Source organism: Azospirillum sp. B506 (genome assembly GCF_000333595.1).
GTDB lineage: Bacteria > Pseudomonadota > Alphaproteobacteria > Azospirillales > Azospirillaceae > Azospirillum.
On the sequence record NZ_BADK01000727.1, the window covers coordinates 27,972 to 45,292 of the forward strand.

The window sequence follows — 17,321 nt, forward strand, 5'->3', positions numbered from 1 at the left end:
CTTGATCGATGGTTGTTGTTGGTTGATTTGATGCCGGGTCATGCGCTCCGGCGGACGAAATGGCCCGGTTGCACCTCGTCCAGCGGCAGGACCGCCGGGTCGTCGCCGACGGCACGGACCGGGCTCGGGATCTCCCCGTCCAGCAGGGCGCGGCGGCTCCGCCGCGCCGGATCGGCGATCGGAACCGCGGACAGCAGGCGGCGCGTGTAGTCGTGCGCCGGGCTTTCGAAGATCTGCCGCCGGCTTCCCATCTCCATGATCTGGCCAAGGAAGAGGACGGCCACCCGATGGCTCATCTTCTCCACCACCGCCATGTCGTGGCTGATGAACAGATAGGCGAGGCCGCGTTCGGCCTGAAGATCCATGAACAGGTTGATGACCTGCGCCTGGATCGACACGTCGAGCGCCGACAGCGCCTCGTCGGCGATGATCAGCTTGGGGTCGGAGGCGAGCGCGCGGGCGATGCAGACGCGCTGGCGCTGGCCGCCGGAGAATTCATGCGGGTAGCGGGCGGCGTGGGCGGGAGACAGCCCGACCCGCTCCAGCAGGCCGTCCACCCGTTTGCGGATCTCGCGCTCGTCGTCGAGCAGGCCATGGGTGCGGATCGGCTCCGCCACCGAGAAGCCGACCGTCTTGCGCGGGTCGAGCGAGGCGAAGGGATCCTGGAAGATGTACTGGACGTCGCGCCGCAGCCGGTTGCGGTCCGCAGCACCCATTTCGGACAGGGGGCGGCCGCGGAACGCAATGCGGCCGGAGGTCGCCTCCTGCAATTGCTGGATGGTGCGTCCGATGGTCGATTTACCGGAGCCGGACTCTCCGACCAACGCCAGCGTCTCGCCCGGATGGATGTCGAAGGAGACCTGCGTCACCGCATGGACCTGATGCGTCGCGCGCCCAAGCCAGTTGGTCCTGGACTTGAACCGGACGGACAGGTCGCGGACCGACAGCAGGGGAGCGGCGTTGTAGTCGGCCGTATCCTGCACCCGGGCCTCGCCCATGACGGTGACGTGGTCACCATCGAGAACGGTCAAGGGCAGGCGGCGGGGATGGTCCTGCCCGGCCATGGCACCCAACCGCGGCACGGCGGCCAGCAGAGCACGGGTGTAGGGCTGGCGCGGGGTGGCGAAGAGGTCGGCGGCGGGTCCCTCCTCGACCTTGCGGCCCCTCCACAGGACGACGACGTCATCCGCCATCTCGGCCACCACGCCCATGTCGTGGGTGATGAACATCATCGCCATGCCGAGTTCGGCCTGGAGGTCGCGCATGATGGTCAGGATCTGCGCCTGGATCGTCACGTCGAGCGCGGTGGTCGGTTCGTCGGCGATCAGCAGCCTGGGCCGGCAGGCCAGCGCCATGGCGATCATCACCCGCTGGCGCATGCCGCCCGAGAGCTGGTGCGGGTAGCGCTTCAGGATCTGGGCGGCATCGGGCAGGCGGACCATGTCGAGCAGCCGGCGGGCCTCGTCCGCCGCCGCGGCCTTGCCCATGCCTTCGTGCAGGATCAGCGTCTCGCCGATCTGATCGCCGATGGTGAAGACGGGGTTCAGCGAGGTCATCGGTTCCTGGAAGATCATGGCGATCTCCTTGCCCCGGATCGCCCGCATCTCCTTCTGCGTGGCCGCCAGCAGGTCGCGCGGCCCCCGGCTGCCCTCGAACAGGATACGGCCGGAGGGAAAACGCGCGCCCGCCATGTCGGCGAGCCGCATCACCGACAGCGACGTCACCGACTTGCCCGACCCCGACTCGCCGACAATGGCGAGAGTCCGGCCGGGATGAACGCGGAAGCTCAGATCGTCGATGACCCGTTGCCCGCCGAATGCGACGGACAGGTTCTCGACGGTGAGCAGAGGCGTCATGGCTGGCGGCGCGGAAGTCGGAGAGGAGTTCCGGGTGGATGACTGCATCGGGCGCGGAACCTTGGTGTCCTTATCGTCAGGAGACCCGAGGTTTCCCGGATTCACCAGTCCCGTCAATGTATTATTTCTGATCGATAACCGCAGCGAATGTTATCATCCGGCCCCCGCCGGGCCTGCGGATCAGGGCGCCGTCACGTCGGTTCTGGACGGGTTGTTGCCGGGAGCCTCGCCAGGGACCGCTTCGTCCCTGGCAACAGGACGTCTTCGATATCCGAGGTCCCCGACCGTGGCTCAGGGGTGTGCTGGACGGGCGCTCACAGCCCGCTGCTTTCGTTGTTCTTCTTCGCCCTTTCCTTCTTCGCTTGATCGTGATGCCACTTGATGGCGAAGAACATGCCCGTGCCAAGCACGATAATCTTGAACGGAAAGAAAACCAAAGGGAACCAGTCATACATTTCGATTACCTCCAGGCTATGACACCAACCGCCGTCGGAAGAATCCGACGCCAGTCAGGCCGAGTGCGGGTCTTTGTCTGCGGTCGGGGCCACAGGCGGTTGGGTTGGCGCGGCTGTCCCGAAACGGGCTTCCTCGGCCTTGTAGAAGTACTGGCTGGCCACCAGCCAACCCTTCAACGGCCGCAAGGGCGGAATACAGGTCAGCAACAGGAACGGCAATGTCGTGACGAGGTGCACCCAGTAGGGAGGCTCAAACCTCACCTCGATCCAGAGCGCCAGGATGACCGTGGGAATACAGGCGAAGCAGATGACGAAGAAGGCGGGGCCGTCGGCCGGATCGGCATAGGAATAGTCCAGGCCACAGACCTCGCAGTGGGAGCGCAGCGTCAGGAAGCCGCTGAACAGATGACCCTTGCCACAGCGTGGGCAGCGACCATACGGGCCGGTGCTGAGAGGCGGAAGAGCCGCCCACTCCTGTTCGGATGACATCATGCGTTCCTTCGGGAAGCACCGGCAGCGCAGTGTCTGCATGCAATACGCGATTGTATGCGCCGCTGAGACCTGCAGCGTCAACTAAAATGCATGCAGTGCACCGATGCGATTCATACAAGCATGGGAGATATGGCAGGAGACCCGGCCAGAAGGCCGGCCACTTGGCGCAATGCCGCGCGCAGAGTCCGACGACCCTTCGGAATGCAAAAGCAACACGGAAAGGAGGGAACGGTACACCGGGCCTGCCGCGCGACCGATGGTCGGCACCCGAACCAGATCGACGGCGGAGCGCTGCAGGCCTCACCATCATTTACATACAATACGGCATTGCGGGCCATGATTGTATGCATCTACAGGAGATGTCCGCTCTCACCAGCCCGCCCGCGGCGCACTTGGCAAGGCCGCAGTCATCTCCTTCCACCATCCGCGGGCTGAGGGGAATGGGGACATAAAGGCGCACAGCGCCGTCGCGATGGTCTCGGCGGGATACTGGCGGCCGGCGTGGGTGGGGGATTCGGGCGCTTCGTCACACCGTCCCTTGCCCCCTTGCCGCTGGCCCTGGCGACCGGGTGACCGGGTGACCGGGTGACCGACAAGTCGACGGTGGCGGCGCATATTTTCAACCGGTCCATGGTGGCGTCGCCGTTGCCTGCTTTCAAAGGCCCAGACGGTCCAGGATGCGGCCGTGCTGGACGATGCTCCAGACGCCCAGCGGCCACAGCGCGTGGAAACGGATCGCCTTCGGCTCGACAACCGGCAGGTCGAGCCTGGCAGCCTGTCCATCGATCAACCGCCGCGCCAACTGTTCGGCGATCGCCGTCCCCAGCGCCACGCCGCGTCCGTTGCAGCCGAGATAGGCGAGCACATCCGGCGCCGGCTCGTGCAGGTGGGGCCAATGGTCCTTGGTCATGGCGAGCCGGCTGTTCCAGCCATGGGTCCAGCGCAGACCGGCAAGCTGCGGCCACAACGCCTCCGCATAGTCGGTCAGATAGGCGAGCGGTGCCGGCGTGGCTATCGGCCGCATCGGTCCGCGCCCGCCCATCAGCAGCCGCCCCCTGCCATCGATCCGGTAATAGACGGTGATCCGGCCGCTTTCGTAGACCGCCGGACGGTCCGGCAGGATCCCCCGCAGGCGCTCGGCATCGAGCGGCTCGCTCGCCGCGATAGCACTGAACACCGGCACCACCGTGCGTCGCAGCCCCGGCCAGAGGTCGCCGGTGAAGCCGTTCGTGGCGATCAGGAGCTTTTGGGCCTCGATGGTGCCGGTGGGCGTTTCGATGGACCAGCCTCCGGAACGCCGGTTCAGCGCCAGCGCCGGCGTGCGGCCATGGACCGCGGCACCGGCGGCAATGGCCGCCGCCGCGAGGCCACGGACATAGGCAAGCGGGTTCAAGTGGCCGCCGCGCCGGTCGAGCATCGCGCCGTGATAGGCCGAGGTTCCGGTGGCGCCGGCCGTCTCCTCCCGGTCGAGGAAGGACACCGGCATGCCCCGGTCGATGCACTGGCGTGCCGTCGTCGCCACGCCGCCCGTCGAGATGGCGCTGCGCGCCACCCGGAGCGTGCCGCTCTGCCGCGCCTCGCAGGCAATGCCCAGCCGGTCGATCAGCGCAAAGGTCCGGTCGGTCGTCTCATAGGCGAACCGGACCATCCGGGGGCCGAGGTCGGGACCCCAGACCCGCTCGATGGTGTCGGGGTCGAACTTCAGTCCGGGATTGAGCTGGCCGCCGTTGTTCCCCGAGGCCCCCCAGCCAGGTTCCCCCTGGTCGATCACAACGACGTCGCCCCCGGCCTCCGCCAGATGAAGCGCCGTCGTCAGGCCGACGATGCCACCTCCGACGATTGCCACCGATGCCCGGCGCGAGCCGTCGAGCGGCGGGGTCGGCGTCGCCGGGGGCGCGTCGAGCGAATAGACGTTGGGCGGCATGGCGGGCGGCATGGAGAAGGGCTGGGTCATCATGGCGGCTTTCCGGACGGGAACGACTTTTCCGTGGTCCCCTCAGGCCGGTTCGGCCGGCAGGAAGATCTTGCCCGGATTCATCAGCCCGTTCGGGTCGAGCATCTGCTTGATCCCGCGCATCAGCATGAGTTCGTCGGGGTTCTTGGTCCGTGCCAGCCGCTTGCGGTAGGTGTAGCCGACGCCATGCTCGGCCGTGATGCTGCCACCGAGGTCCATCGCAATGTCGTCGATGATCACGTCGATTTCGTCCGACGCCGCCTCGAACGCCTCGGCGGTGGCGAACCGCTCGTGCGGGAACAGCACGACGACATGGATGTTGCCGTCGCCGATATGGCCGACCATCATCACATTGGCGTCGGGATAGGCGGCGAGCACCGCCGCTTCGACCCGCTCGACGAAGGCCGGCTGCTCGGCGACCGGGACCGAGGTGTCGTGCGACATGGTTTTGCCGGCGAGTTTGAATTCGCCGGTGACGCCATGGCGCAGCTTCCAGATCGCCTCCTCCTGGGCGAGGCTGGAGCCGATGACGGCGTCGCTGACCAGACCGGCCTCGAAGACCTCGCCGAGGAAGGCCTCCATGTCCGCTGCGAGCGGGGCATCGGGCCGCGACTCCCCCACCTCCAGCAGCAGGTACCAGGGGGCCGGCTGGGCGAAAGGCATCATCGTGCCGGTCACATAGTTCAGCACAAAGTCCATATAGGACGAGCCGATGATCTCGAAGCTGGAGATCCGCTCGCCGAAGGTCTTGCGTGCCTGTGTGAACAGGGTCAGCGCATCCGCCACGCTCGCTATCTGCATCATCGCGATGGAGCGCGAACGGATGGCCGGGAACAGCTTCAACGACGCGGCGGTGACGATGCCGAGCGTTCCCTCGGCACCGACGAAAAGCTGCTTGAGGTCGTAGCCCGAATTGTCCTTGCGCAGCCGGCGCAGGCCGTCGAGCACCGTTCCGTCGGCCAGCACGACCTCCAGCCCGAGCACGAGCTGGCGCATGTTGCCATAGCGCAGCACGGCGATGCCGCCGGCATTGGTGGCGATGTTGCCGCCGATCTGGCAGCTGCCCTCGGCGCCGAGGCTCAGCGGGAACAGCAGCCCGTCACGGGCGGCCGCCGCCTGGATCTCGGCGAGGATGCAGCCCGCCTCCACCGTGATCGTCTCCTCTGCGGCGGAGACCGCACGGATCCGGTTCATGCGGTCGAGACGCAGGACGATGCTCGGCCGCGGTCCCATCGGCGTGGCGGCGCCGCACAGGCCGGTGTTGCCGCCCTGCGGCACGATGGCGACCCCGGCCGCGGCACAGGCCTTCACCACGCGGGACACTTCCGCCGTGTTCGCCGGCTTGACCACCGCCAACGCCTGGCCGGTGTAGCGGCCGCGGTGGTCGGTGAGGAAAGCAGCGGTGTCGGCGGCGGCGGTGACGACATACCGCTCCCCGACGATCGAGGCCAATTCGGCAAGAAAGGTGTCGGCAAGACAGGCATCGTAGGACATGGCATTCGCACCGATGGCAGCGGCAAGGGTGAAGAGCGAGACGGAGGCCGGAACCCGCCGGCGGTCAGGTCAGCATCCACTCGGCATAGCGTTTCTGCATCGCCGTGTAGTTCTCGCTCCACCAGTGGGAGTCGACGATCACGTTCTTGCCGTTGGTGAGGTCGGGCAGATACTGGCTGGCCGGCCCGGCTTTCACCTCGTCCAGAGCCGCGACGCTGTTCGGCAGGTAGTAGCCGCGCGTCGCCCAGGCGACCTGACGGTCGGGCCGCAGGCAGAAGTCGATGAAGCGCATCGCCGCCTCCTTGTTCTTCGTGCCCTTGGGAACGGCGAAATAGTCGAGCGAATTGATCGTCTGCGCGAAGGAGAAGTCCAGGCTGGCGCCCGCCTTCTGGGCCGACTTCACCCGGTTGAAATAGCTGTAGGAGAAATCGGCCTCACCCTGGACGATGGCATTCACCTGATCGGGGGTGGTGGCCGCCCATTTGCTGACATGCGGCTTGATGCGGTCGAGCATGCGGAACGCCCGTTCGACGTCGAGCGGATAGAGATCCTTCGGCGCGACGCCGTCGGCGATCAGCGCCGCTTCCAGCGTTTCCGACGCCAGCGACCGCATCACCCGGCGGCCGGGGAAGCGCGCGATGTCGTAGAAACCGGCGAAATCGACGGGATGCTTTCCGTCGGGAGAGCGCTTGCCGTCCCAGACCAGCCCGCCGCTGTAGAGATAGAGCGGCATATAGTCGGCGGCCGGAGCCTGCACCAGCGGACCGGGCTTGACGATCGAGAGGTCGAGCTCCTCCCACAGTTTGTCGCGGGCGCCGGAGGTGGCGAAGGCGGCGGGGGCATCGATGACGTCCCACTGCACGGCCTTGCTCTGCACCTGCGCCTTCACTTTGGCCATGTCGCCGTTGTCGACCAGCACGACCTTGATGCCGGTCTCCTGGGTGAAGGGATCGGCGAAGATTTCGCGCACCATCTTGTTGTAGTCGCCGCCCCAGGAGGTGACGGTGAGGGTGGTGTCGGCGGCATGGGCGCGGCGGGAGAAGACCGCCGGGGCCGCCACCAGGCCCGCGAGGCCGGCAGCACCACCCTTCAGCAGCCCGCGCCGCGAAGTCAGGAACGTCGTCTTGGTCATGGGCACTTCCCCCTCGTTTGTTCGGCAGTGGTGAATGGCGGTCCGCGTCAGCGGGTCGGCGGCGATGGAAGCAGGCGGGCGTGGTCCAGAGTCCAGCTGGCGCGGACCGTCTCGTCGCGGCGGGCGCCGGCCCGGCCCGGCTGGTTGAGTTCCTGGACGATGACCGTGCTGCCGTCGGTACAGCGCACGAAATGCCGCACCACCCCGCCCAGCAGGATCGAATCCTCGATCCGCCCGGCGATGCTGGTGGAATCGGCACGGTCGGTCAGCGTCATGTTCTCCGGCCGGACCAGCAGGACGCCGCGCTCGCCGGGCTTGAACGGCCGGTCGGGCGCCGGTACCGGAAAGGCGCCGAGCGCGGTCTTCAGCGTGACGGTGCCACCCTCCCCCGCCGCGATCTCGCCGGGGATCAGGTTGGAGCTGCCGATGAACTCGGCGCTGAACACGGTCTCCGGCTTGAAATAGAGGGTGTCGGGCTGTCCCTGCTGCTCGATCCGGCCGCCGTTCATCAGGACGATGCGGTCCGACATCGTCAGCGCCTCGTCCTGGTCGTGCGTCACGTAGAGCATGGTGATGCCAAGCTCGGCATGGAGCCGCTTGATCTCCAGCTGCATCTGCTCGCGCAGCTTCTTGTCGAGCGCACCGAGCGGCTCGTCCATCAGGATCAGCGCCGGATTGTAGACGATGCAGCGGGCGAGCGAGACGCGCTGCTGCTGGCCGCCCGACAGTTCGCGCGGCTTGCGGCCGGCGACATGGCCGAGCTGGATCAGGTCGAGCACCCCGGTGACCTTGCGCCGGATCTCGTCCTTGGGCAGGCCGCGCACCTGCAGCGGAAAGGCGATGTTCTCGAACACCGTCATGTGCGGCATCAGCGCGTAGTTCTGGAACACCATGCCCAGGCCGCGCCGGTTGGTCGGCAGGGTGGTGGTGTCGCGGCCGTCGATGATGATCCGGCCGGAACTCGGCATGATCATACCGGCGATCAGGTTGAGCAGGGTCGACTTGCCCGAGCCGCTCGGCCCCAGCAGCGTGACGAACTCGCCCTTGGCGATCGACAGGTCGATGCTGTGCAGGGCCTCGAACTCGCCGTAGCGTTTCGTGACGGCTTGGAGCTGGACCATGGCGGAAGCGGACGGAGCGTTCATGAGTGCGCCTCGGTCTTGCGCTGCAGGGCGATGATTCCCAGAGCGATGAGCAACGACAGGACGGTGAGCAGCGTCGACACCGCGGCCAGAACCGGCGTCAGTTCCCAGCGGATGGAGCTGTACATCTTGACCGGCAGCGTCATGGCGTCGGTGCCGGTCAGGAAATAGGCGACGACGACCTCGTCCAGAGACATCAGGAAGGCGAAGAGCGCGCCGACGGCGATGGCCGGCCCGAGCTGGGGCAGTACCACGCGAAAGAACACCACCCGCCGCGACGCCCCCATGATCGAGGCCACGGTCTCCAGCGCGATGTCCGAATGCTGCAGTCCCGACATCACCGAGATCATGATGTAGGGCGTGGTCAACATGACATGGGCCAGGACGACGCCGGCGGTGGTGTCGAGCAACCCCCAGTTGGAGAATTGCAGGTAGAGGCCGAGGCCGAGGACGATGACCGGCACCAGCATCGGCATCATGAAGAGGCCGCGCAGCAGGCCCCGGCCGGGCAGTTCCGACCGCGCCAGCGCATAGGCGGCCGGCACCGCGAGCAGCAGGGCGATCACCGTGGTGGCGACGGCGACGAGAAGGCTCTGCACCATCGATCCCCACCAGGCCGGGTCGGTGAAGAACTGCCGATAAAGCCCGAGGGAGAATTCACGCGGCGGGAACTCGATCTGTCCGGAATTGCCGAAGGAGATCGGCACCACGATCAGGCTTGGGATCAGCAGGAAGAGATAGCAGAGCCAGGCGGCGACGGTGACGATGCGGCGGGCGACATCGCTGGAGCCGAACAGCGGGTTCATGCCGGACCTCCCGACAGGCCGCCGCGCACCCGTCCGAGCATCGCCACCAGCAGGCCGGAAATCGCCAGCAGCGCCATGGCCGTCGCCGAGGCGGCGGTCCAGTCCAGCGTCTGGCGGGTGTAGAAATCGACGAGGTTGGCAACCATCATGTCCTGCCGCCCGCCGAGCAGGGCCGGCGTGATGTACATGCCGATCGACAGTGTCACGTTGATCAGCACCCCGGCGACGACGCCCGGCATGCTGAGCGGCAGGATGATCTTCCAGAAGATGCGCAGCGAGCCGGCGCCCATCGTCTCGGCGGCGAGGATGAGCCGGCGGTCCAGCGCCAGCAGGCTGCCGAGGATCGACAGGATCATGAAGGGCAGCAGGAAATTGATCATGCCCAGCACCACCCCGACGCGGTTGAACATCATCGGCAGGTTGATCTGGCCGCCGCTGAGGAAGCCCAGCAGCTGGTTGAGCAGCCCCTGGTTGCCGAACACCGCGACCAGCGCGAAACTCTTGACCAGGATGCTGGTCCAGAACGGCAGCATCACCATCACCAGGCAGGCCGTCCGCCGCCGCGGCGGCTGGGCCGCCAGATGCATGGCCACCGGATAGCCGAAGACCAGGCTGACCAGCGTGCCGGTGATGGCGATCTCGAAGGTGTTGCGCAGGACCTTGAGGAACAGGGTGCTCGACGCCAGCTCGGCATAGGCGCGCAAGGAGAGCTGGCCGTCATAGAGACTGGTCCACAGCGTGAGGCCCAGCGGATAAAGCAGGATGGCGAACATCAGAACGGTCAGGGGGGCCAGAAGCACTATCGCCGACCAGGGACCGAGACCCGATGCGCCCGTTGCGGTGGATGAACTGGTCAACGCAGCACGTCCTTCAGTTCCGGCACGGGATCCGGGGGCGCCCTCGGCGCGCCCCGGCGGGGAATACTGAAACTATGAGCGCCAATTTTCAGCGGGGCAACGCCTATTTTCAATATTCTGAAATTATTGGCGTCACCGAAGGCGGACGGACGGCCGACGTTCCGGATCAGATGTCGGCGTTCACCCAGAAGACCGTGGCCGGCCGCGCACTGCTGTTGGCGAAGCGGTGCGGCTTGTCGCTCGGGAAGGCGAAACAGTCGCCTTCGTAGAGCATGAAGGTCTCGCCCTCGATCTGCAGCTCCAGCGAGCCCGACAGGATAAAGCCGATCTCCTCGCCCTTGTGCGTATAAGGCTGCGCGCCGGAACTGCAGCCCGGCTGGATCGCCATGAAGAAGCCGCGCAGCCGCTTGCTCGCGACCGGAGAGGCGACGTCCTTGCGGATGCCGTCGAGGTCGAGCAGCTGCGACCGCTCCCCGGCCCGTACGATATAACGGCTTTCGGTGTTCTTCGAGGATGACGGGTCGATCAGCCAGGCCGGCATGACCCCGAAGGCGGCGGCAACCGTGTAGACGGTGCGCACCGTCGGCGACACCAGCCCGCGCTCCAACTGCGACAGCGTGCCGATCGACACCCCGGTCGCCTTCGCGAGATCCGTCAGAGTCATGCCGGCCTTGAGCCGCAGATCCCGGATCCGCTGCCCGAGCTTCTGCGTCTCTTCATCCACATTGGCGCCGACGTTGGCAGCGCTCGCCTGGGCGCGCTCGGCGCCGTCCTCAGCGGTCTTCGTGTGCGGCATCGATGTGGCGCATCCGTTCGTCTGATCGGGACCGATGCCATTGCAGCGGCAGCCCCATAATGATCGCCAGGATAGCAACCGGTTTCAGCACTGTCAGTTCATTTTTCAGAAAACGAAAAATTTGCGGTGGAGCGATCCCTCCCGATCACCTATCATTCCATCATCCGACGATGGCCGAACGGCCCCTCACCGACCCCCCCTGGTGGAAAGAGATCCCATGTCAGCGACGATCGATTGGCACGCCCGCGCCGCCGCGCTGAGCGTCAACGGCAGCGCCTTCGTGGATGGACGCCATGTCCAGGCCCGATCCGGCAAGACCTTCGATTGCGTCAATCCGGCGACCGGCAAAATCCTGGCGCAAGTCGCCGCCTGCGACGCCGAGGACGTCGACCAGGCGGTCGCCGCTGCGCGCAAGGCCTTCGAGTCCGGGGTCTGGTCGCGCATGGCGCCGCGCGACCGCAAGAAGCGCCTTGCCGCCTTCGCCGACCTGATCACCGCCAACACGGAAGAGCTGGCGCTGCTCGAAACCCTCGACATGGGGAAGCCGATCCGCGACAGCCTCTCGGTCGACCTGCCGCTGTCGGCGCAATGCATCGACTGGTATGCCGAAGCCATCGACAAGCTCTATGACGAAATCGCGCCGACCGCGCCGACCGCGGTCTCGCTGATCCGCCGCGAGCCGCTCGGCGTCGTCGCCGCGGTGGTGCCGTGGAACTTTCCGCTGCTGATGGCCGCCTGGAAGCTCGGCCCGATCCTCGCCGCCGGCAATTCGGTGATCCTGAAACCGGCGGAGCAGTCGCCGCTCACCGCCATCAAGCTCGGCGAGCTTGCCGCGGCGGCCGGCATTCCCGACGGCGTGTTCAACGTGCTTCCCGGCTTCGGCGAGACCGCCGGACGGGCACTCGGCCTGCATATGGACGTCGACGCGGTGGCCTTCACCGGCTCGACCGAAGTCGGGAAATACTTCCTCCAATATTCCGGCCAGTCCAACATGAAGCGGGTCGGGCTGGAATGCGGCGGCAAGAGCCCGAACATCATCCTGGCCGACGCCCCCGACCTCGATGCGGCGGCGACCGCGGCGGCCTGGGGCATCTTCTATAACCAGGGAGAGGTCTGCAACGCCGGTTCGCGCCTGATCGTCGAGCGCAGCGTCAAGGACGAGGTGGTCGAAAAGGTGATTGCGGTCGGCAGCGCCATCAAGGTCGGCGACCCGCTCGACCCGGCGACGGAGATGGGCGCCATGGTCGATGCCCGGCAGGCCGACCGCGTCATGGAGTATATCGAGACGGGCAAGGCGGAGGGCGCCACCCTGCGGCTCGGCGGCAAGCGCATCGCGTCGGATGGCTGTTTCATCGAGGCAACGCTGTTCGACGACGTCACCGGCGGCATGACCATCGCCCGCGAGGAGATTTTCGGCCCGGTGCTGGCAACCATTGCCGCAGCCGACGTCGACGACGCGATCCGCATCGGCAACGACACGAGCTATGGCTTGGCCGCGGCGGTCTGGACGCGCGACATCAACACCGCCTTCAAGGCGTCCTCCGCGCTGCGCGCCGGCGTGGTCTGGGTCAACTGCTTCGACCATGGCGACATCTCTTCGCCCTTCGGCGGGTTCAAGCAATCCGGCTTCGGACGGGACAAGTCGCTGCACGCGCTTGAGAAATACACCGAACTGAAGGCGACCTGGATCCATCTCGGCCGCTGACGCCAGATCCGCGAGGGAGGGGCTGCACACCCCGCCGCCTCTCCCGCCCTTCCGGATTCGCTTGAGGAGACCCTGCCCTTGCCGCTGCCGATGTTCCGCGGGCTGATCCCCGCCTTCCCCACCCCGCTGCACGCCGACGGATCGCTCGACGAGAGCGGGCTCGAACGGATCGTCGTCTACCAGATCGAACGCGGCGCCTCCGGGCTGCTCCCGCTCGGCGGCACCGGCGAAGCGGCCTCCTTCGACCTCGCCACCGGCCGCCGCATCATGGAGGTCACCGTGTCCGCCGCGGCCGGACGGGTGCCGGTGATCGGCGGCGTGCTTGCTCCCGGTCTCGGCGGCGCGCTCGACATCGGGCGGATGTGCCGGCAGGCGGGCGCCGACGGCCTCATGGTCATCCCGCCCTATTATGCGCGCACCGACCAGGAGGGGATCCTGCGCTATTTCCGGGCGCTCGTCCCGGAGTTGGGCCTGCCGATCCTCTATTACGACAACCCCTTCCGCAGCCAGATCGTCACGGCACCGGAGACCATCGCCCGCATGGCGGCGGAGCGGTTGATCGTCGGCATGAAGGCGTCGAACACCGATCTCTACCACTTGGACCGGCTGTCGAAGCTGGTTGCTGACGACTTCAGCCTGCTGAGCGGCCAGGACACCCTGTTCGTCCAGCAGGTGATCCTCGGCGCCAAGGGCGGCATCCTGACATCGGCTGCCCTGCTACCCGGCTATTGGGCGAAGATCCAGGCGCTCGCCGAGAGCGGCCGGGTCGCGGAAGCGCTGGCGGCCCAGGGCAGGCTGAATCCCCTGATGGATGCCCTGTTCGCCGAACAGTTTCCCGAGGCCGTCCGGCGGGCCTTCGCCCTGATCGGCTTGCCGATCGGCCGGTCGCTCCCACCGGTCGGACAGCTTTCCGAGGCCACGGAAGCGGCGCTCGCCGCCGCGGTCGAGGCGCTGGTGGCGGACGGCACATTGGCGCAGGGTGTCTCCTGACGAGCCCTGCCCCTCCCGATCATCGCGACATTCCAAAAAGGCCAATCGGCATTTTTCCGGAAGGCCCGGGATGAGGTTCCGCGTCATCGCCGAAAGCCGGGCGGGAGCGGCTCAATCCTCCGCGAGATTATCGTACAGCTGCTGCAGGGTGGCGTTCAGCTTGGCGATCTGCGATTCCGACAGCCCCTCGAAGCTGCGGGCGAACAGCCGCCCCGTCGCATCCTGGATACGCTCCACCAGCGCGTGACCGGCCGGCGTCATCGTCACCACGGTGACACGGCCGTCCTCGGCGTTGGTGCCGGTGTCGACCAGCCCTTCCGCCTTCATGCGATAGACGATGCGGGTCATCGTCGACAGCTTGGCGATGGCGTGCGTCGAGATCTCCGAAATGCTCGATGTGCCGTGTGTCTTCAGAATGAACAGCACCCGCCAGGTCGGGATGTCGGTGCCGATCCGCTTCAGCGCCGTTTCCATCCTCTGGGTGTAGATGCCCTGGACGCGGGCAAGCCAGTAGAAGGGAAATTCCTCCACCTGGAACTCGGGGTCCGACGGGATGTAGCGGCGCAGCTTCTTGGTGATGGCCATGGTGCCCAGTGTCTGTCCCGCGTTTGGCCGGCGTTTGGCGAGGCCGGGGACCTCTTGTACCAACCGCCGGTTCGGTTGCCAAACGCCTTGCGGTCGCGGCACGCGCTCACCAGCCCGGTCCGCGTTCCGCCCGCATCTTGCGCACCATGGCGTCGAAGAACTTGACGGCGAAGCCGCTGTCGCGGATCAGCATGGCGGTCAGGTCGCTGCATTTCTGCCGGACCTCGACCGACAGTTCCACGTCCTCGCCGCGCATGCTGTCGGCCAGCGTCTGGATCTCCGCGGCGCGCTGCACCGTCCACAGCAGGAAGAAGGTCTTGGCGATGCTGGACTCGCCGACCGCGATGCCGTGGTTGCGCAGCACCAGGATATGCTTGTCGCCCAGGCTCTCCAGCATGCGCGGCTTCTCGTCGGCGAAGAGCGTGATGCCCTCGAAGGCATGGTAGCCGACGCGGCCATGGAGCTGGGCGCCGTAGAAGTCGTTGTGCGAGAAGGCCTGCTTCTTCTGCACGATGGCCGACACCTCGGTGGTGTGGGTGTGGATCACGCAGTGGATGTCGTCGCGCGCCTCGTGGATTGCGCTGTGCAGGGCGAAGCCGGCCGGGTTGGCGTCGTAGGGCGACGGCTCCAGCTTCTCGCCGTCCAGCCCGACCTTCAGCAGGTTGGCCGGCGTCACCTCGGTATAGTTCAACCCGAAGGGGTTCACCAGATAATGGTGCGCCGGCCCCGGCAGCCGGGCGGAGATGTGGTTGAAGATCGTCTCGGTCCAGCCCATGAAATCGACGAGGTGATAGCAGTCGGCCAGCTGGCAGCGCAGTGCCCACTCCTCCTCGCCGATGTGATCGGGCCTGACGACGCTGTTGTGGCCCATCTTTGCTGCGGTTGCGGCCATGGTCATCATGGTTTGCGGTCCTCTTCGGATGGAGGTTACAGGCCCGCGGCGGCGCGCAGCGCGCTGTCGCTCTTGAAGCGGGCGAGGATGGCGATGTTGCGGGTCAGCGGCATGGAAAGCCCCTGCAGCTCGGCCAGTTCGATGACGGCCTCGCAGATGGCGGACAGCTCCAGCGGCAATCCCTTCTCGAAATCCTGGAGCATGGAGGTCTTCACCGGCCCCATTCCGGCGCCCATCGCCAGCAGCGATGCCGGATCGAGCTCGATCCGCGCGCCATAGGCGGCGGCGGTCAGCAGCGCTTCCGACAGCATCTGGCGGGCGATCTGCGACAGCGACGGGTCTCCGTAGATGTCCTGCAGCGTCGCTCCCGAGACCACCGACAGCGGGTTGGAGGAGAGGTTGGCGATCACCTTGGTCCACAGCGGGTCGCGCACCCGCCCGCTCGCCTGGGTGTGGATGCCGCAGGCGGTCAGCATGGCGGCGGTGCGGGCCAGCCGGTCGCTGGGGCGATGGTCGATCTCGCCCAGGATCAGCTTCAGCGGGTTGAAGCTGCGGGCGACGCCGGGGGCCATCCGCTCCGCGGTGATGTAGGCGATGGCGCCGATCAAGCGGTCGAGCGGCACCAGTTCCTTCAGCGCCCCGTCGGGGTCGACGGCGTGGACGGCGCGGCCCTGGTGGCGCCCGCCCTCCCCCTCGAAATACCACCAGGGAATGCCGTTCACCACCGGGACGACCAGCGTCTCCGGCCCGATCATCGGCCGGGCGGAGCGCACCAGCGGCAGCAGGTCCTGCGCCTTGGCGCAAAGGAACAGCAGGTCCGGTCGCCCCAGTTCTCCCGCCGGCCCGGCCTCGACCCGCGCATGATGTTCGCCCTCGCGATCGGTCAGGTGCAGCCCGTCCTGCCGGATGACGTCCAGGGTCGCTCCGCGGGCCAGCACGCCGACCCGGTGACCGGCGCGGGCGATGCGCACCGCCAGCGTGGTGCCGATGGCCCCCGCCCCGGCGATCCCGACATGCCAGCGCCCGACATGCTGGCATCCGGCGTCGGGCTGCGTCCGCCAGTCCGGCTCCGTCATGAGGCCAGCATCTCCTGATGCTTGCCGGCCATGCCGAGATAGGCCGCCACCACGCGCGGATCATGCGCCAGCTCCGACGCCGGCCCTTCCATGGCGATGCGCCCCAGCTCCAGCACATAGGCATGGTCGGCGACGCGGAGCGCGGCACGGGCGTTCTGTTCGATCAGCAGGATCGACACCCCCTTGCGCCGCAGCTCCGCGATGATGCGGAACACCTCGCGCACGATCAGCGGCGCCAGCCCGAGCGACGGCTCGTCCAGCATCAGCAGCTTCGGTCCGCCCATCAGGGCGCGGGCCAGCGCCAGCATCTGCCGTTCGCCACCCGACAGCGTCGCCGCCATCTGGCCGCGCCGCTCCTTCAGCCGGGGGAACAGGGCATAGAGCTCCTCCATCGCCGCGTCCTGCTCCCGCCTGGAGCGGGAATGGAAGCGGAAGCCGCCGAGCCGCAGATTGTCCTCCACGCTCATGGTGGCGAACAGGGCGCGCTTTTCCGGCACCAGACTCATGCCGCGGCCGACCATGTCCTGGATTGCCGGCGACTGCCCGTCATGGCCGTGGAAACGGATCCGGCCGCGCGACGGCAGCACACCCATGATGGCGGACAAGAGCGTCGTCTTGCCGGCACCGTTGGGGCCGATGACGGTGACGATCTGACCCTCGCCCACCCGCAGACTGGCGTTGCTCAGCGCCTCGATCTTGCCGTAGGAGACGCAGAGGTCGGAGACCTCCAGCAGCGGCGCGCTCATTCGATCCCTCCCAGATAGGCTTCGAGAACGGCCGGGTTGGTCTGGATCGTCTCGGGCGGCCCCTCGGCGATGCGCTCGCCGAACTCCATGACATAGACGCGGTCGACCAGTCCCATCACGAAGTCCATGTCATGCTCGACCAGCAGGATCGCCATCCCCTCCGAGCGCAGCTTGCCCAGCAGTTCGGCCAGCGCCTGCTTCTCCAGGAAACGCAGACCGGCGGCCGGCTCGTCGAGCAGCAGCAGGCAGGGGTCGGCGCACAGCGCGCGGGCGATCTCCAGGATGCGCTGCTGGCCGAGCGCCAGGCTGCCCGCCTCGGGCTGCAGATGCTGGCCGAGACCGA

17 protein-coding genes are annotated in these 17,321 nt (G+C 67.0%); 2 read left to right on the top strand and 15 right to left on the bottom strand.

From position 1 onward, the window contains the following. Positions 1-38: 38 nt before the first annotated feature. The 10 genes from I71_RS21910 to I71_RS21950 form a co-directional block, all read right to left on the bottom strand. Positions 39-1,856, bottom strand: coding sequence for an ABC transporter ATP-binding protein (locus tag I71_RS21910; RefSeq protein WP_085940764.1), 1,818 nt, complete (start codon positions 1,854-1,856; stop codon positions 39-41). 314 nt (positions 1,857-2,170) lie between these two features. After that, positions 2,171-2,311, bottom strand: a complete 141-nt coding sequence (locus I71_RS38895) for a hypothetical protein (protein ID WP_199902229.1) — start codon at positions 2,309-2,311, stop codon at positions 2,171-2,173. Positions 2,312-2,365: 54 nt separating this feature from the next. Continuing rightward, positions 2,366-2,803 carry a DUF983 domain-containing protein gene (locus I71_RS21915; RefSeq protein ID WP_280109906.1) on the bottom strand — a complete coding sequence of 146 codons (438 nt, stop codon included), beginning with the start codon at positions 2,801-2,803 and terminating at the stop codon, positions 2,366-2,368. 655 nt (positions 2,804-3,458) lie between these two features. Continuing rightward, entirely contained in the window at positions 3,459-4,760 is a 1,302-nt protein-coding gene (locus tag I71_RS21920) for an FAD-binding oxidoreductase (RefSeq protein ID WP_244433979.1), read from the bottom strand. Between the two features lie 39 nt (positions 4,761-4,799). Further along, entirely contained in the window at positions 4,800-6,251 is a 1,452-nt protein-coding gene (locus I71_RS21925) for an FAD-binding oxidoreductase (RefSeq protein ID WP_042698153.1), read from the bottom strand. 64 nt (positions 6,252-6,315) lie between these two features. Beyond that, positions 6,316-7,383, bottom strand: coding sequence for a polyamine ABC transporter substrate-binding protein (locus I71_RS21930; protein ID WP_042698157.1), 1,068 nt, complete (start codon positions 7,381-7,383; stop codon positions 6,316-6,318). Between the two features lie 47 nt (positions 7,384-7,430). After that, positions 7,431-8,528, bottom strand: a complete 1,098-nt coding sequence (locus I71_RS21935) for an ABC transporter ATP-binding protein (protein WP_042698159.1) — start codon at positions 8,526-8,528, stop codon at positions 7,431-7,433. Next, positions 8,525-9,331 (bottom strand): ABC transporter permease, encoded by an 807-nt coding sequence (locus I71_RS21940; RefSeq protein ID WP_042698161.1) that lies wholly within the window; start codon positions 9,329-9,331, stop codon positions 8,525-8,527. The genes I71_RS21935 and I71_RS21940 overlap by 4 nt, the downstream gene beginning before the upstream one ends. Continuing rightward, complete coding sequence (locus tag I71_RS21945; RefSeq protein WP_199902230.1) at positions 9,328-10,188, bottom strand: ABC transporter permease; 861 nt, start codon at positions 10,186-10,188, stop codon at positions 9,328-9,330. Before I71_RS21945 ends, I71_RS21940 begins: the two co-directional genes overlap by 4 nt. 166 nt (positions 10,189-10,354) lie before the next feature. After that, positions 10,355-10,984, bottom strand: a complete 630-nt coding sequence (locus I71_RS21950; protein WP_049976241.1) for a cupin domain-containing protein — start codon at positions 10,982-10,984, stop codon at positions 10,355-10,357. A 217-nt stretch (positions 10,985-11,201) separates the two neighbouring features. Here I71_RS21950 and I71_RS21955 point away from each other — a divergent pair, with 217 nt between their 5' ends. Continuing rightward, positions 11,202-12,689, top strand: coding sequence for an aldehyde dehydrogenase (locus I71_RS21955; RefSeq protein WP_042698165.1), 1,488 nt, complete (start codon positions 11,202-11,204; stop codon positions 12,687-12,689). Positions 12,690-12,767: 78 nt separating this feature from the next. Beyond that, entirely contained in the window at positions 12,768-13,679 is a 912-nt protein-coding gene (locus tag I71_RS21960; protein WP_049976242.1) for a dihydrodipicolinate synthase family protein, read from the top strand. Between the two features lie 111 nt (positions 13,680-13,790). Here I71_RS21960 and I71_RS21965 read toward each other — a convergent pair whose 3' ends face one another. From I71_RS21965 to I71_RS21985, 5 genes are all read right to left on the bottom strand, one after another. After that, positions 13,791-14,264, bottom strand: coding sequence for a MarR family winged helix-turn-helix transcriptional regulator (locus I71_RS21965; protein ID WP_042698168.1), 474 nt, complete (start codon positions 14,262-14,264; stop codon positions 13,791-13,793). Positions 14,265-14,370: 106 nt separating this feature from the next. After that, positions 14,371-15,165, bottom strand: coding sequence for a class II aldolase/adducin family protein (locus I71_RS21970; protein WP_244433980.1), 795 nt, complete (start codon positions 15,163-15,165; stop codon positions 14,371-14,373). Positions 15,166-15,191: 26 nt separating this feature from the next. Next, the gene (locus tag I71_RS21975; protein WP_083897311.1) at positions 15,192-16,232 is read right to left on the bottom strand and encodes a ketopantoate reductase family protein; all 1,041 of its coding nucleotides are present in this window, start codon (positions 16,230-16,232) and stop codon (positions 15,192-15,194) included. After that, positions 16,229-16,978, bottom strand: coding sequence for an ABC transporter ATP-binding protein (locus I71_RS21980; RefSeq protein WP_042698171.1), 750 nt, complete (start codon positions 16,976-16,978; stop codon positions 16,229-16,231). The genes I71_RS21975 and I71_RS21980 overlap by 4 nt, the downstream gene beginning before the upstream one ends. Continuing rightward, positions 16,975-17,321, bottom strand: a 347-nt coding sequence (locus tag I71_RS21985; RefSeq protein WP_042698173.1) for an ATP-binding cassette domain-containing protein, incomplete at its 5' end; no start/stop codon positions are given. The genes I71_RS21980 and I71_RS21985, both read right to left, overlap by 4 nt.